Raw genomic sequence first — 14,153 nt, 5'->3', positions numbered from 1 at the left:
ACGTACAACTATCTAACCTTCATTTTACAATCCAACAAAGTAGTCCTTTCAGCAAAAGGACTACTTTTGTTTTACACCTCATTCAACCTATGTACAAAACAGTTACTACTGTACTGCTATCTTTTCTATCGTTCAGTGTTTTTGCACAACAGGCCGATACCAGCCGTAAACTTAAACCCGTTACCGTTAGGGGATATTTATCAGAGCAGCAAATGTTGCAGGTGCCGGCCTCGGTTGGCGTATTGAGTAACAAGCAATTAAGTTTGCAGCCTACCAATTCGCTGGTTAGTGCCATGAATACACTTCCCGGCATCCGTATGGAGGAGCGTACGCCGGGCAGTTACCGGCTATCAATAAGAGGAAGCTTGCTAAGGTCGCCGTTTGGGGTACGTAACGTGAAGATATACTTTGACGAGATGCCCCTAACCGATGCCGGGGGCAATACTTACCTGAATGCGCTTGATATAGCCAGTTTGCACAGCATCGAAATTTTAAAAGGGCCCGACGGGAGCTTATTTGGTGCTAATTCTGGGGGAGTTGTATTGATTAACCCGGTTAATCGCTTGACTGATAGCAGCACGGCTTCCGTTAGTTTTAACGCAGGTTCGTACGGATTAATACATCAAAGCGCCGCTGTTCATCAAAAATGGGGCAGGAATGAACTGAACGTTAACCAAGGCTATCAAAGCTATGATGGCTACCGCGACCATAGCTACATGCAGCGGCATTATATACAGTTAGCCAATAAGCATAGCTATGGTAAAAGTAATCAGCTAAAGGCATTGGGCTTTTATTCCGATTTGCAATATCAAACTCCCGGCGGATTAAATCAGTCGCAGTTTGATGCCAACCCACGTGCATCACGCCCGGCAACAGCTACCTTACCGGGGGCTATTCAGCAAAATATTGGTATCACTACAAAAATGCTTTTTGGAGGGTTAGTGAACGAAGCACGACTAACTAACCGCATACGTAATATAGCAACCATATTTGGGTCGCATGTTAATTTTGACAACCCGTTTATTACCAATTATGAGCAGCGCAAAGAAAATACGTTTGGCGGCCGCACCTATTTTGAGTTGAGCGGTTTGCCATTAACTCAATTTGACTGGAAACTAAATATAGGTGCTGAATGGCAGCAAACCAATGCCCGTATTAATAATTACGATAATTTGCAAGGTGTACAAGGCAAACCACAGGCTTTGGATGAAGTAAACACTAACCAGCATTTCTTTTTCACCCGTTATGCGGCTACGCTTTTTAACAAGTTGAATATTGAAGCTGCACTGAGCGTTAACTTTTACAGCTACAAATTCCGTAATCTGTTTCCGCTTAACCAACAGAGCTTGAATACCAAAAACTTCGACCCGCAACTGATGCCTCGTGTGGCCATATCATACAGCATACTGAATGATTTTATATGGCGGGCATCGGTGAGTCGTGGTTATTCTACACCAACCATTGCCGAGGTGCGGCCCACTAATAACATCGTCAACACCTCCCTGCAACCCGAAACCGGCTGGAATTATGAAACCGGCTTCCGCCTGCGTAACCAGGATGAAAGTTTGATGCTGGATGCCTCCGTGTTTTATTATCGCTTAAACAACACCATTGTTAATCAGCGATTAGCCAATGAAACCGATTATTTTATAAACGCAGGTGGTACCAGGCAATTAGGTGTTGAGCTGAATTTTACCGCATGGCTATTATGCCAAAAAAATGAGGGCTTTATTCGGGGTATTCAGTTTAATGAGGCGCTTACTTATAACGGATTTAACTTCAGGAACTATACCGTCAATAACAACAATTATTCGGGCAACCGCTTAACTGGGGTACCGAGGCAGGTGGCGGTAAGTAGTTTGCAATTCAGGTTTCCCAAGGCAATTTATCTCTTTGTGCAGCATAATTATACCGGCAAGTTGCCCGTTAATGATGCCAATACTGTTTACGCCGAAAAGTATCACTTGCTGCAAGCCAAAACAGGCTGGGCATTTAATGCCGGACGCAAGCTTAAACTCAATATTTATGCCGGGGCCGATAACCTGCTTAATCAAAAATACAGCTTAGGGAATGATTTAAATGCGGTGGGTAACCGGTATTACAATCCGGCTCCTTTGCGCAATTATTATGCAGGGTTGAGTGTGGGGTTTTAAGGAGAGGATCAAGAGTATAGAATCATGAATCAAGAGCTTGCTAGGCATTTTTTTATTTCTTGTTATCAATAGAAATGACAAGGGGTATAAACGCACAAAGGCCGCTAATTAGCAGCCTTTGTGCGTTTAATCTTAAAAAAATGAATTATGCCTGGCTGTCGCGCAGGGCTTTAATACGGTCGTGCGACTGGCCGATGGCTTGTGCCTGGTGAGCTACCAATGTAATAGCTTCGGCAGGTAATACACCTTCGGCTAAACCTTCACGATAAGCTTTTTTAATAGCATCTTCGCCGCGCTCACACTCTGCTAAAATGGCTTTACGGTCGCTGCCGGTAAATAAGGCTTTCACGTCGATCCAGGCGCGGTGTAAGGTGCCCGATACGCTGTTGCCGGTTTCGGCATCGCCACCGTGCTGGGCAGCCAATGCGGTTAACTCTTGTGAAAATTGGCGGCTTTGTGTGCTGTACTCTTCAAATAACGATTTAAGATCCATATCACCCTCACCTAAATCTTTCAAAGCGCGTTGAAAACCGTCGGCACGGTCGTTATTAATCTCAATTAAGTCGTTTAAAATTTCTACTGATTTTTCAATGGTTTCCATAGTATAGATATATTAATGTTTTGAAATTAGAACTCCATTAGCAGGTATTCGGTTTTAATTTTTATTTAAAAAATAAGACATTATGTGTAAAATGAATTAAATAAAACCACTGGCTATAAGAGGTGTTAGTTAATACACCATCAATCATTAACATCATGGCAACAGATAAAGTAAACCAGGATAAGCATCTTAATGATTCATCTGATGAAAAATTAAAAACCGATGAACCAATTAGTGAAAAAGACGAGGTAAAGAAAGCCGAAGAGCGTACACGCAAGGCGCATGATAAAGCCAACAAAGATGCTGGTAAAAAATCATGACTTGTGGTGAGGCTAAAGTTTGCTTACTGTTTTTAATTAAAAACTTATAGCTTAGCCTTGCAACCAATTATCAATAAATCGACTATGAAATTACTTTACCGTTATGTACTTGCCGGGGCGTTAGCTTTTACTGCATTACAAAGCCAGGCTCAAACCGTAACTCTTGATTATTATTTTAATCACGAAACCCGCAAAAATAGCCAAGGCCAGCCCGAACGCTTCCATTATATATGGGAAGAGAAGGATCATAACGGTTTTTCTGTTTTGGGCGATATTTTCAGAAGTCAGGGTTTCGACTTAAAATCGTTAGATGCTGCGCCAACTGCAGCAAATCTTAAAGGTACCAGCGTTTATATAATTGTTGATCCGGATAGCAAAAAAGAAAACCCTAACCCTAATTATATTTTACCTAATGATATAAAGGCAATCAGCCAATGGGTTAAACAGGGTGGTGTGCTGGTGATGTTTGCTAACGATAGTGCCAATGTGGAGTTTCCGCATTATAACCAGTTAGCGGCCGAGTTTGGCATGCACTTTAACGATGATATACAAAACCACGTAATTGATGATAAGCACTTTGAAGATGGCGGCGTAATCATAAAAGATAATCCTGTATTTAAAACCTCCAAAAAAATTTACATGAAGGATGCCTGCTCTATAGCTACCACAGGTGCTGCAAAGCCGGTATTAAAAAATACAGCGGGCGCAACACTTATAGCATCGGCCAAACACGGTAAAGGCACAGTAATTGCAATTGCCGACCCATGGTTGTACGACGAATATACCAACGGTCGCCTTCCTGCCAATTTAGGTTTTGAAAACGATAAGGCTGCCGCCGATTTGGTAAGCTGGATCAAATCAATGGTGCCAAAATCTAAATAAAAGCACTTCTGGTATAACAAAACGGGCCTGCAATTTTTGCAAGCCCGTTTTGTTTTATTGGTATTGTTTAATGTCTTTGATCTGTTCGGGTTCGGTTATCACAATTTCGGGTTTGTTTTTAAAAATGGTTACCGGGCCATAAAAGCAAACAGCTTTGCTTTTCATGAGGGCAGCATTAATTTTTATTTTATCGCCCTTAACCGCAACGGTTAAATTTTGGTTGGGATAACGGCCTCCAATGTTTATTAAGGTAAGCACTGGGCTAACCACTCTAAAGTCCGACACGGTATCACAAACGGCAACACTATGGTCTACCTGGGCAGCTATATTTTTTGATGGCAGGGGAGCCGACCAATCGGGCGCAACAGTTTGCGCCGATGCTCCAAACGAAATAAAAACTGTGAACAGCGAAACGAATAAGTATTTCATAGTTTAAATATACAAACTCTTGTTGCAATGATTAAAGCGCTGATGTGCAAATCATAATTAATTGCAGATTGGTTTAAAGTTTTTTTCGTCTTCCTCTATTTCGCATATTTTATGTACAGCCGGATGGTTTCTTGATAAGCAGGGCCATAGAAGTGGGATTGTAAATTCGATTTAGCACCAGCAAAAGTTAGTTAAACAAATTATTTAACAAAATTTTGGATTAACTAACTTTTTGCTATTTTTGCAACCCCAACGGGGGATTAGCTCAGCTGGCTAGAGCGCTTGCATGGCATGCAAGAGGTCATCGGTTCGACTCCGATATTCTCCACTAAAACAAAAAGTCTTCAGGTAAATTTCTGAGGACTTTTTTGTTTTATAGAAATTTTGTTGTCATGCACTAAACAAAGAAAGCCCGGCAAAACCGGACTTTTTTGTATTTGAATAAGGTGCAATGTTAGCTTATGGCTTCGGGTTGGTCTTCCAATCTTGGAGCCGGTTTCACGATCATACGCAGGTGTTGGTCTTTGGTGAGGTAGGCAGCAACCCAGTTGTACAAAGTTTTAAGCTTGTTACGGAAGTTTACCAAACTAACCAGGTGTACAAACAGCCACATTAACCAGGCAATAAAGCCGTTCATGTGTAGTGCAGGTTTTGGCAAGTCGGTAACGGCTTTATTGCGGCCAATAATAGCCATCGAGCCTTTATCGTGGTACACAAACGGTTTTTGTGTGCCACCGCTCAGGGTACTGATAATATTTTTGGCCAGGTTTTGTCCTTGCTGAATGGCTACCTGGGCCACTTGCGGGTGACCTTGCGGGAAGGCCGGATCGGTAACCTGAAAACAGTTATCGCCAATGGCGTAAATATTACCTTCGCCTTTCACCTTGTTAAATTCATCAACAATAAGGCGGCTGCCACGGCCGTAGCTTTCTTGCGGTAAACCTGCAAAACGTTCGGAGGTGACACCGGCTGCCCAAATTACGTTGCTGGTTTCAATAACCTCGCCATCGGCAAATGATACGGCGTTGCCGTCAAAGCCAACCACTTTTTTATTGAGCTTAACCTGTACACCCATTTGGTTTAATGATTTTAACGTATAAGCCTGTGATTTGGCACTCATTGGTGTAAGCAGCGTAGGCATTCCATCTACCAAATAAATATCAAACGGCAGGTCGGCCAGTTCGGGGTAGTCTTTCTTAAAAATATTTTGGCGAAGTTCTGATAACATACCTGCAACCTCAACGCCGGTTGGGCCACCGCCAGCTACCACAATGGTGGTTAACCTTTTGCGTTCGAGTGCATCAGTACTGCGGGTAGCTGTTTCTAAGCGGGTAAGCAGGGTGTTTTTAAGGATGAGCGCATCATCAATTGTTTTCATGGGCAGGGCATACTTTTGTATGTCTTGCATGCCAAAATAGTTGCTGGTGGTACCTGTGGCAATTACCAGATTATCATAATGCAATTCGCCTGTTGATAGCTTGATGCGGTTCTCTTCGGGAAAAATTTCCTGAAGATCGCCCATCTGGAAGGTAAAATTAGCATGATCGCGAAATAGCCTGCGGTAAGGGTAACTGATGTTCGATGCATCCAAGAAGCCTGTAGCTACCTGGTAAAGCAACGGTGGAAAAAAGTTGTAATTATTCCGGTCGACCAGGGTAACGTGTATGTTGGGGTTATTTTTTAAAAGCTCTTGTGCAAGGTTAATGCCGGCAAAGCCGCCGCCTATAATAACTGTTTTCATGAGTGTGTTTTTCATAGCAAAAATCAGTTTGATTTTACGTGTATGACAATGGATGCCAAAGCTATTTCCGGGAGATTGTCAAGGAAGTATTTGTTGCTCTCCATCACCACACAAAAGTAGTAATAATATTTAATGTGTACAAATTACACTATCATGTACTTTCCTGCTTAGGTTTTAAGTGTTAAATTGATAATAAATGCTAACTTAGGCGTCAATATCCTATAATGGTATCATCAGGATTGTGACCCATTATATTGAAATAGCCTTGTAAATCTCATGAAAAAACTTCTCTTTTTGCTGTTACTGTTTGTGGCAAAATCCGTGTTTGCGCAACAAAATTCGCAGGTTTTATGGTTTAACAAACCTGCCAAAGTATGGACCGAAGCACTCCCCGTGGGTAATGGCCGCATTGGTGCCATGATATTTGGCAGCCCGGCTGATGAATTGCTGCAATTAAACGAGGCCACCTTTTGGAGCGGCGGCCCGGTAAGCAAAAATGTAAACCCTAACGGCCCGGCAGCACTTGCCAAAACCCGTAAAGCACTTTTGCAGGATGAAGATTATGCTGCGGCAAATAATTATATAAAAGGAATACAGGGTGTTTACACGCAATCGTATTTACCCCTGGCCGATTTAAAAATTAGGCAGGATTTAGGTACCGATGATTTTGCAAATTACCGCCGCGATTTGGATATTAACAAATCATTGGCTGGTGTAAGTTTTACCGCAGCAGGAGTTAATTATAAACGCGAAATTATAGCTTCATTTCCCGGTAAGGCAATTGTGGTGCGTTTTACCGCCAGCAAAGCGGGCAAAATAAGCTTTAAAACAGGCCATTCAAGCTTGGTTAAATATGAGGTTATGGCTAATGGTAGCAACGGATTAATATTGAAAATGAAAGCTCCGTCGCAGGTTGACCCTAACTACATTGGTTACAATAAGGAACCTATCAAGTATGCCGATAGTATTAACTGTAAAGGTATGCGGGCGGCTGTGCAAATTAAAGCCCTGGCAAAAGGCGGTATGGTGAATGCAGATACATCAGGCGTGACCGTGAAAAATGCTGATGAAGTTTTATTGTTCATTTGTGCGGCAACCAGTTATAACGGGTATGATAAATGCCCGGTAACCGAGGGTAAAGATGAACTAAAGTTATGCCGGGATGCCATGCAAGCTGCTACGCAAGCCACCTGGACTAAATTATATGCTGATCACCTGGTCGATTATTCGCGCTATTTTAACCGGGTAAAATTTAACTTAACCGGTGCCCCATCACCATCAGCCAATTTGCCAACTAATGAGCGTTTGCTCGCATTTAGCAAAGGTGCGGTCGATTTAAGTTTCGAAACGCTTTTTTACCAGTTTGGGCGCTATTTGCTCATCAGCTCATCAAGAGAGGGTGGTGTGCCAGCCAATTTACAGGGCATCTGGAATAATAAACTACGTGCACCATGGAGTTCAAACTACACCATCAACATTAATACGCAAATGAACTATTGGCCTGCCGCCATTAGTAACCTTGAGGAAATGGAATACCCGCTGTTTAGCTTTATTAAAGAGCTGGCCGTAACGGGTAAAACCACTGCGCGCGAGTTTTACAACATGAAAGGCTGGGTTGCGCATCACAACACCGATATATGGGCCATTAGCAACCCGGTAGGTGATTTAGGTAAAGGCGACCCTAAATGGGCCAACTGGTATATGGGTGCGCCGTGGTTGAGCCGCCATTTATTTGAGCATTACCGCTTTAGCCAGGATAAGCAGTTTTTAAAACAAGCTTACCCGGTTATGAAAGGTGCTGCCGAGTTTTTAATTGATTTTTTGGTGGAGGATAAGAACGGTTACCTGGTTACTGCGCCATCTTTTTCGCCCGAGAACGATTTTATTGATGATAAAGGCAAAAGCGGCAATACATCTATAGCCACTACGATGGATATGTCGATAGTACGCGACCATTTTATGAACTGTATCGAAGCTTCGGAAGCGTTAAATGCCGATGTTGCTTTCCGCAATATTTTAAAAGCAAAGCTGGCTAAACTTTACCCGCTGCACATTGGTAAAAAAGGAAATTTGCAGGAGTGGTATAAAGATTGGGAAGATGAAGATCCGCATCACCGCCATGTTAGCCATTTATATGGATTACACCCCGGTCGCGAAATATCTCCGCTTACTACACCAACCTTTGCCAATGCTGCCCGCAAAACCTTGGAGTTGCGCGGCGATGCAGGCACCGGCTGGAGCCTGGCCTGGAAAATTAACTTTTGGGCACGTTTGATGGATGGCGACCATGCTTACAAACTGGTGCGCGACCTCATGCGCGACCTCAGTGTATCAAAAGGCGGTGGCCTATATCCTAACTTATTTGATGCCCATCCACCGTTCCAAATCGACGGTAACTTTGGTGCCACATCGGGCATGACCGAAATGCTGCTGCAAAGCCATTTGGGTAAATTGCAATTGCTGCCTGCCCTGCCATCGGCCTGGAAAGATGGCAGCATTGCAGGCATTAAAGCACGCGGAGCATTCACGGTAGACCTTAACTGGAAAAACGGGCAACTAAGTACCGCTATTATTAAATCGGCAGTAGGCGGTAAGTGTGTACTGATGACCAGCCAGCCTGTTAAAGTTTCCGGAAGTAAAACTAAATCGGTGAAAACTGCGCAGGGTTATCAAACCACCATAGCTACGGTAAAGGGTGGTATTTATAATTTATCGGCAGTGAAAGGCTAAAAGAAAAAATAATAGATAAAAACTTTAAAAAGTTTGGATGTGCCTCAAGCGTATTGTACGCTTGAGGCATTTATCTTTTAAGGACTTTTATATAGCTATTCAGCATTGTTATAGGTTTTGATTAAAGTGTATTGGGTAGAGTTTAATATGTTGTTTAACAGTATTTTGTGATTTTATAATGTAGTTTACAGCAAATATATTTGGCGATATAGGCTTGGGTTTTACAAATCAAGCCCTAATATTTGCCAAATGACCAAACCAATTACCCGCCTGCTCTCGGTCGATGTATTTCGTGCCGTTACCATGTTGTTCATGATTTTTGTTAACGAGTTGAGCGGTGCTAAAGGCATTCCCGGCTGGATAGACCACGTAGAAGCTGAAGTTGACGGAATGGGCTTTGCCGATACCATTTTTCCGGCCTTTTTATTTATTGTAGGCTTATCTATACCGTTGGCTATTGAACATAAATGGCACAAAGGTGCCACTTTTACCCAGATCTTTTTACATATACTATACCGTGGCTTTGCCTTGCTGCTAATGGGGGTGTACCAGGTAAACATGGATAGTTATGATAAGAACAACTGGTTCCCACGGCCATTGTGGGCTATATTGGCTACCCTGAGTTTCTTTTTAATATGGCTTAATTATAAACCATCAATTAGTAAAACGGTGAAAACCGTGTTAATTATTGTGGGGATATGCCATGCTGGTTGCCCTTGCCCTTATATACAAAGGCCATCCTGATGAAGATGGCTATACAGGCATGAATGTACAATGGTGGGGCATTTTAGGGTTAATAGGCTGGGCTTACCTGGCTTGTGCACTGATATACCTTTTTGCCAAAGGCAATTTGAAGTTTATTTGGGTGGCTTTCGCTGTTTTTCTGATTTTTCATGTAACGGTTCATACGGTTTACGATGGCTTTAAACTGTGGGCTATATATGATGCATCGAGCGTTTGCTTAATTATGGCGGGCGTGGTAATGAGTATGTTGTATGCAAAGTATGCTCATGCCGTCAATCGGTTTATTACCGGATGCTTGCTAAGTGGGGCAGCTCTAATTGCCATTGGTTTATTAATCCGACCATATTCGGGTGGTATATCTAAAATTTACTCAACTCCGGCATGGGTCTTTATTTGCACGGGTATTAGTGTGCTGGTATATGTGCTTTTTATTTATTTGGTTGATTTGAAGGGATGCCTAAACTGGTTTAAACTCATCAGTGCGGCAGGTACGGCAACATTGACCTGCTACTTGATACCTTATCTTACCTTTTTTGGTATGCGGTTGCTGCATGTCAATTATCCCGATAGCTTTTATGATGGTTGGCTGGCTATTTTACGGTCGTTTGCTATGGCCTTTTTGGTGATTTTAATAGCCAACGGACTGTATAAAAGGAATTTGAGTCTTAAATTATAAAATGAATTTATTGAGGGGATGATTTGCCTGTTAAATTACAAAAAGCCTTAAAATAAGCAAAGCTCCTGATGGGCAGGAGCTTTTACTAACCAATTATAAACCTAAATTATGAGAAGACTATTTTGTGTATCTTTTGAATACGGTGTAAAAGTAACACTTACTTTTTAAACTGCCAAATGTTTTTTCAAAATAATTATAAAAAATTTATTCGGCAGATGTTTATTGTATCAGATTGTCATAAAATTATACGATATGTTAATAAATGTTAAAATAAAATAAATGTTGTAACGTGTTTAATACATAAACTTCATTTTAACACTTATCTGACCGAGGCGAACATTATTTAAAGCAAACGTTTCTCACCTTTGCTTTCTTATAATTATCTGATAAAAAATTATGTCGATAACTGCTCATCAACATAAACTTACACCGCTCATACTTTGGACCATGACTTTGGCCACCGGGTTTGTGGTTGCTAATATTTACTACAACCAGCCCCTGCTGGGCGATATAGCCCACGATTTTAAGATAAGCAACGGGCAGGCAGGGCAAATTTCTATGTTTACTCAAATTGGTTACGCCACCGGTTTGCTGTTAATTGTGCCCCTGGCCGATATGTTTAAACGCAAGCGACTAATGCTTATTGATCTTGCCTGTGTTTTTGCTGCCTTAATGTTAGTTGCTACGGCAAAAAGTTTATGGGTAATGGCATTGGGTAGTTTTTTATTAGGCGTAACTTCCATAATACCGCAAATATTGCTGCCTATGGCGGCGCATTTGGCCAACCCTGAAGAGCGGGGCAAGAAAATTGGCTTTATCATGAGCGGCCTGCTCATAGGTATATTACTATCGCGCACGGTGAGTGGCATTGTGGGTGAGCATTTAGGCTGGCGGTCTATGTTTTACATTGCTGCCGCACTAATGTTGTTAATGTGGATGCTCATTGCCCTCATCATTCCTGAGGTTGAACCGCAGCATAAAGGTAACTACGGTAGTTTGATGCGTTCGCTAATAACGCTTATTAAAGAAGAGCCCAAACTTCGCATTGCCGCACTGCGTGGAGCCTTGTGCTTTGCCTGTTTCAGCGCCTTTTGGACAACGCTCGTTTTCCTGCTGCGCGAGCCGCCCTTTAACGAGGGGAGCGCTGTAGCCGGGGCATTTGGTTTGATAGGGGCTTTTGGAGCATTGGCAGCTTCATTGATTGGCCGGTTGAGCGATAAGTCTAACCCCGACAGGCTAATTACCTATACTTTACTGCTATTGCTGGTATCGTTTATTATCTTTTTTGCTTTTAGCCATAGCATGGCCGGGCTAATTGTAGGCGTAATATTAATGGACATGGGCGTGCAGGCTACGCATATCTCTAACCAGTCTATTATCTTCGGACTAAACCCATCGGCGCGCAACCGTATTAATACGGTATATATGGTATCTTACTTTGCAGGTGGTTCGGCAGGTACATTCCTGGCCTCCCGGGTTTGGGGTACTTTCCATTGGCCAGGTGTGTGCGTTATTGGTATCACACTGTCCGTTATCGTACTGTTGGTGCATTTGCTTAACTCAAAAAAGAGTACGGTTTAACTACTGTACTATACAGTGTCTGTTTTTACCATACAGCATTTTATTAATTAAAAGGAGCAATCGCCTTCGTGTGAAACCTATAATCGAAGTTGTATTGTAATTTTTCTTCCTAATATTCAGTTAATTGTAAAATATTTTTTGTGCGGATGCATAGTTTGGCATTCAATTGGCAATAGGTTAATCAAATTGATTGAAATGGTAAATAATCACACAAACCCCGACGAATCACAGGAGTGGGAAAACCCGCAAAACCCTGAACAACCATCGGACCCGCGTGATGATGAACAGGTACAAAGGCAGTATGAAGAAGCCAAACGTCGTAAAGACAACCTGACCGAAACAGACCATATTGACAAAGAGAAAAAACAGAGTAATTAATATTTGACCTTAAAACTTACCAAACGATGAAAACTACTACCAAAGCCCCAATTAGCAAAATCGTAAAACGTTTTGACAATGAATTAAAAGCCCTGTTAATGGAAGATTTGAAAGCCGTTAAGAGTGCAAAAAATCAACTGATCGATACTATCAAGCAAAGCATCAGTTCAAAAAAAGGCCTTTCGGCTGCTTAATTATAAAGTATTTTACCTCACACCTACATCTACCTATGAAAAATACTCAACAAATTACCGAAGCCAAACTTTTGAAAAAGTTTGATATGGATTTAAGAAATATACTAATGGCTGATTTAAAAGTACTTAAAAGTAAAAGCCAGTTTGTAAATAAGCAGTTAGTTGCTGCCGCATAATAAGCATTTTACCATCTACCTATATAAAACTTTTTTACATCACCTATGAAAACGATAGAGCCATGCTGCAAGCATGGCTCTTTTTTTTGTGATATACCCAACAATAAGCTTAGCCGTTTTGGCCGATGCGCCGGGAGTGCCCATAAGGGTATGCAACTCCTGGTAGTTGCTGAGCATGGCATTGCGGTAGCTGCCTGAAAGTAGTTGGCTTAGTTCGGTACTTAAGCTTTCGGTATTGCAATCTTCCTGAATCAGTTCTTTTACTACGGGTTTATCCATAATGAGGTTAACCAGCGTAATGTATTTGATCTTTAAAAACATCTTGGCAACGGTTACCATAAACTGGTGGGCTTTGTACACCGCTACTTGCGGAACATTAAACAAGGCGGTTTCTAAAACAGCGGTGCCCGATGCTACAATGGCCGTGTGCGCGTGGTGCAGTAGATCATAAGTGGCATTAAAAACCACCGGTAGGTTTGAGCCATCAAGATATTGCTCGTAATATGCCATTTGGAACGATGGCGCACCGGCTACTACAAATTGATATTCGGGGAAACGGGTAGCTAATTTTACCATTTCGGGCAGCAGGCGGCTTATTTCCTGCTTGCGGCTGCCGGGTAGCAGAGCTATAATTTTTTTATCGTTTAGCTTATGTTTTTGCAGGAAGCTTTCATCAGGCGTAAAGGCGGCTATGGCATCCAGCAGTGGGTTGCCCACATAATCTACCTTCATATCAAACTGCTTGTAAAACTCCACCTCAAAAGGCAGTATACAAAACAGGTGATTAACCACACGCTTAATTTTGTGCACGCGCTTTTGGTTCCAGGCCCATACCTTGGGCGATATGTAAAAGCAAACCGGAATACCCAGCGTTTGGGCAAACTCGGCTATTTTGAGGTTAAAGCCGGGAAAATCAATCAGTATTAAGGTATCGGGTTTCCATGCGGCAATGTCTTGCTTACAGGCCTTCATATTGCGCATGATGGTGCGAATGTTCATCAACACCTCGGCAAAACCCATATAGGCCATGGTGCTGTAATGTTGAACCAGCGTGCCGCCCTCAGCCTGCATTAAATCGCCCCCAAAAAAGCGGAACTCAGCCTGCGGGTCTTCAGCTTTCAATGCCTTCAGGAGGTTGGCACCATGTAAATCGCCCGATGCTTCGCCGGCTACAAGGTAATATTTCATGTTAACCGCACTTTAAATACAATAAGCAAAACCATACAAGCAAATGAAGCCAGCATAATGCCCCGGGTGGTATTATCGGCGCCTTTGCTGTGTAAAACTCTGATGAGCACTAAATTTAAACCTATGGCAATGATGTAGGGTATAGCGGGTTTATTAAGTACAAAGGCATCTTTATAAAAAAAACCGAACACCAGCCAAGCTATACCGGGTAGTACGGCACCAAGCAATACCCCTAATGCCATCGAATTTTTGCTCAACATTTGGTAAAAGTACAAATCTTTAAGAGTTTAGGGTTTACACATGATATTTGATGGTAAGAAAGTTGCTCATCTGCAATAAATAAAAAGCTACATTTAAGCA

Annotated in this window: 15 protein-coding genes and 1 tRNA gene; 11 read left to right on the top strand and 5 right to left on the bottom strand. The window is 42.2% G+C overall.

From position 1 onward, the window contains the following. Positions 1–89 precede the first annotated feature (89 nt). Positions 90–2,153 (top strand): TonB-dependent receptor, encoded by a 2,064-nt coding sequence (locus QE417_RS10375; protein WP_311949732.1) that lies wholly within the window; start codon positions 90–92, stop codon positions 2,151–2,153. A 145-nt stretch (positions 2,154–2,298) separates the two neighbouring features. On the opposite strand, the gene QE417_RS10370 is transcribed toward QE417_RS10375, so the two are convergent. Then, a complete protein-coding gene (locus tag QE417_RS10370; protein ID WP_311949731.1) occupies positions 2,299–2,754 on the bottom strand; it encodes a PA2169 family four-helix-bundle protein in 456 nt (151 codons plus the stop codon). 155 nt (positions 2,755–2,909) lie between these two features. Between QE417_RS10370 and QE417_RS10365 the strand changes: the two genes are divergently transcribed. Together QE417_RS10365 and QE417_RS10360 are read left to right on the top strand one after the other, a co-directional pair. Continuing rightward, complete coding sequence (locus QE417_RS10365) at positions 2,910–3,074, top strand: hypothetical protein (protein WP_311949728.1); 165 nt, start codon at positions 2,910–2,912, stop codon at positions 3,072–3,074. 84 nt (positions 3,075–3,158) lie between these two features. Continuing rightward, complete coding sequence (locus tag QE417_RS10360; protein ID WP_311949727.1) at positions 3,159–3,956, top strand: DUF4350 domain-containing protein; 798 nt, start codon at positions 3,159–3,161, stop codon at positions 3,954–3,956. 54 nt (positions 3,957–4,010) lie between these two features. Here the strand turns inward: QE417_RS10360 and QE417_RS10355 are convergent, their stop codons facing one another. Further along, entirely contained in the window at positions 4,011–4,385 is a 375-nt protein-coding gene (locus tag QE417_RS10355) for a hypothetical protein (protein ID WP_311949724.1), read from the bottom strand. 254 nt (positions 4,386–4,639) lie between these two features. On the opposite strand from QE417_RS10355, the gene QE417_RS10350 reads away from it, so the two are divergent. After that, positions 4,640–4,713, top strand: a tRNA-Ala gene (locus tag QE417_RS10350). Positions 4,714–4,839: 126 nt separating this feature from the next. Here the strand turns inward: QE417_RS10350 and QE417_RS10345 are convergent. Next, the gene (locus QE417_RS10345; protein ID WP_311949722.1) at positions 4,840–6,141 is read right to left on the bottom strand and encodes an NAD(P)/FAD-dependent oxidoreductase; all 1,302 of its coding nucleotides are present in this window, start codon (positions 6,139–6,141) and stop codon (positions 4,840–4,842) included. Between the two features lie 261 nt (positions 6,142–6,402). Here QE417_RS10345 and QE417_RS10340 point away from each other — a divergent pair, with 261 nt between their 5' ends. The 7 genes from QE417_RS10340 (at position 6,403) to QE417_RS10310 (ending at position 12,605) form a co-directional block, all read left to right on the top strand. Beyond that, positions 6,403–8,856 (top strand): glycoside hydrolase family 95 protein, encoded by a 2,454-nt coding sequence (locus QE417_RS10340; protein ID WP_311949720.1) that lies wholly within the window; start codon positions 6,403–6,405, stop codon positions 8,854–8,856. A 249-nt stretch (positions 8,857–9,105) separates the two neighbouring features. Beyond that, on the top strand, positions 9,106–9,600 hold the full coding sequence (locus QE417_RS10335) for a DUF5009 domain-containing protein (RefSeq protein WP_311949718.1): 495 nt from the start codon (positions 9,106–9,108) through the stop codon (positions 9,598–9,600). Next, the gene (locus QE417_RS10330) at positions 9,560–10,276 is read left to right on the top strand and encodes a hypothetical protein (RefSeq protein ID WP_311949716.1); all 717 of its coding nucleotides are present in this window, start codon (positions 9,560–9,562) and stop codon (positions 10,274–10,276) included. The genes QE417_RS10335 and QE417_RS10330 overlap by 41 nt, the downstream gene beginning before the upstream one ends. A gap of 396 nt (positions 10,277–10,672) precedes the next feature. Further along, positions 10,673–11,857, top strand: a complete 1,185-nt coding sequence (locus tag QE417_RS10325; RefSeq protein ID WP_311949714.1) for an MFS transporter — start codon at positions 10,673–10,675, stop codon at positions 11,855–11,857. Between the two features lie 195 nt (positions 11,858–12,052). Then, complete coding sequence (locus QE417_RS10320; protein WP_311949712.1) at positions 12,053–12,235, top strand: hypothetical protein; 183 nt, start codon at positions 12,053–12,055, stop codon at positions 12,233–12,235. Between the two features lie 26 nt (positions 12,236–12,261). Beyond that, positions 12,262–12,429: a hypothetical protein gene (locus QE417_RS10315; protein ID WP_311949710.1), complete on the top strand. Its 168-nt coding sequence runs from the start codon at positions 12,262–12,264 to the stop codon at positions 12,427–12,429. Positions 12,430–12,464: 35 nt separating this feature from the next. Beyond that, positions 12,465–12,605, top strand: a complete 141-nt coding sequence (locus QE417_RS10310; protein WP_311949707.1) for a hypothetical protein — start codon at positions 12,465–12,467, stop codon at positions 12,603–12,605. Between the two features lie 39 nt (positions 12,606–12,644). Here QE417_RS10310 and lpxB read toward each other — a convergent pair whose 3' ends face one another. Together lpxB and QE417_RS10300 are read right to left on the bottom strand one after the other, a co-directional pair. After that, positions 12,645–13,793, bottom strand: coding sequence for a lipid-A-disaccharide synthase (lpxB, locus tag QE417_RS10305; protein ID WP_311949705.1), 1,149 nt, complete (start codon positions 13,791–13,793; stop codon positions 12,645–12,647). Next, positions 13,790–14,053, bottom strand: a complete 264-nt coding sequence (locus QE417_RS10300; RefSeq protein ID WP_311949704.1) for a hypothetical protein — start codon at positions 14,051–14,053, stop codon at positions 13,790–13,792. The genes lpxB and QE417_RS10300 overlap by 4 nt, the downstream gene beginning before the upstream one ends. Between the last annotated feature and the right edge of the window lie 100 nt (positions 14,054–14,153).

It is taken from the genome of Mucilaginibacter terrae (assembly GCF_031951985.1).
GTDB classification, from domain to species: Bacteria; Bacteroidota; Bacteroidia; order Sphingobacteriales; family Sphingobacteriaceae; genus Mucilaginibacter; species Mucilaginibacter terrae_A.
This window is presented reverse-complemented; position numbering and strand designations above follow the sequence as displayed.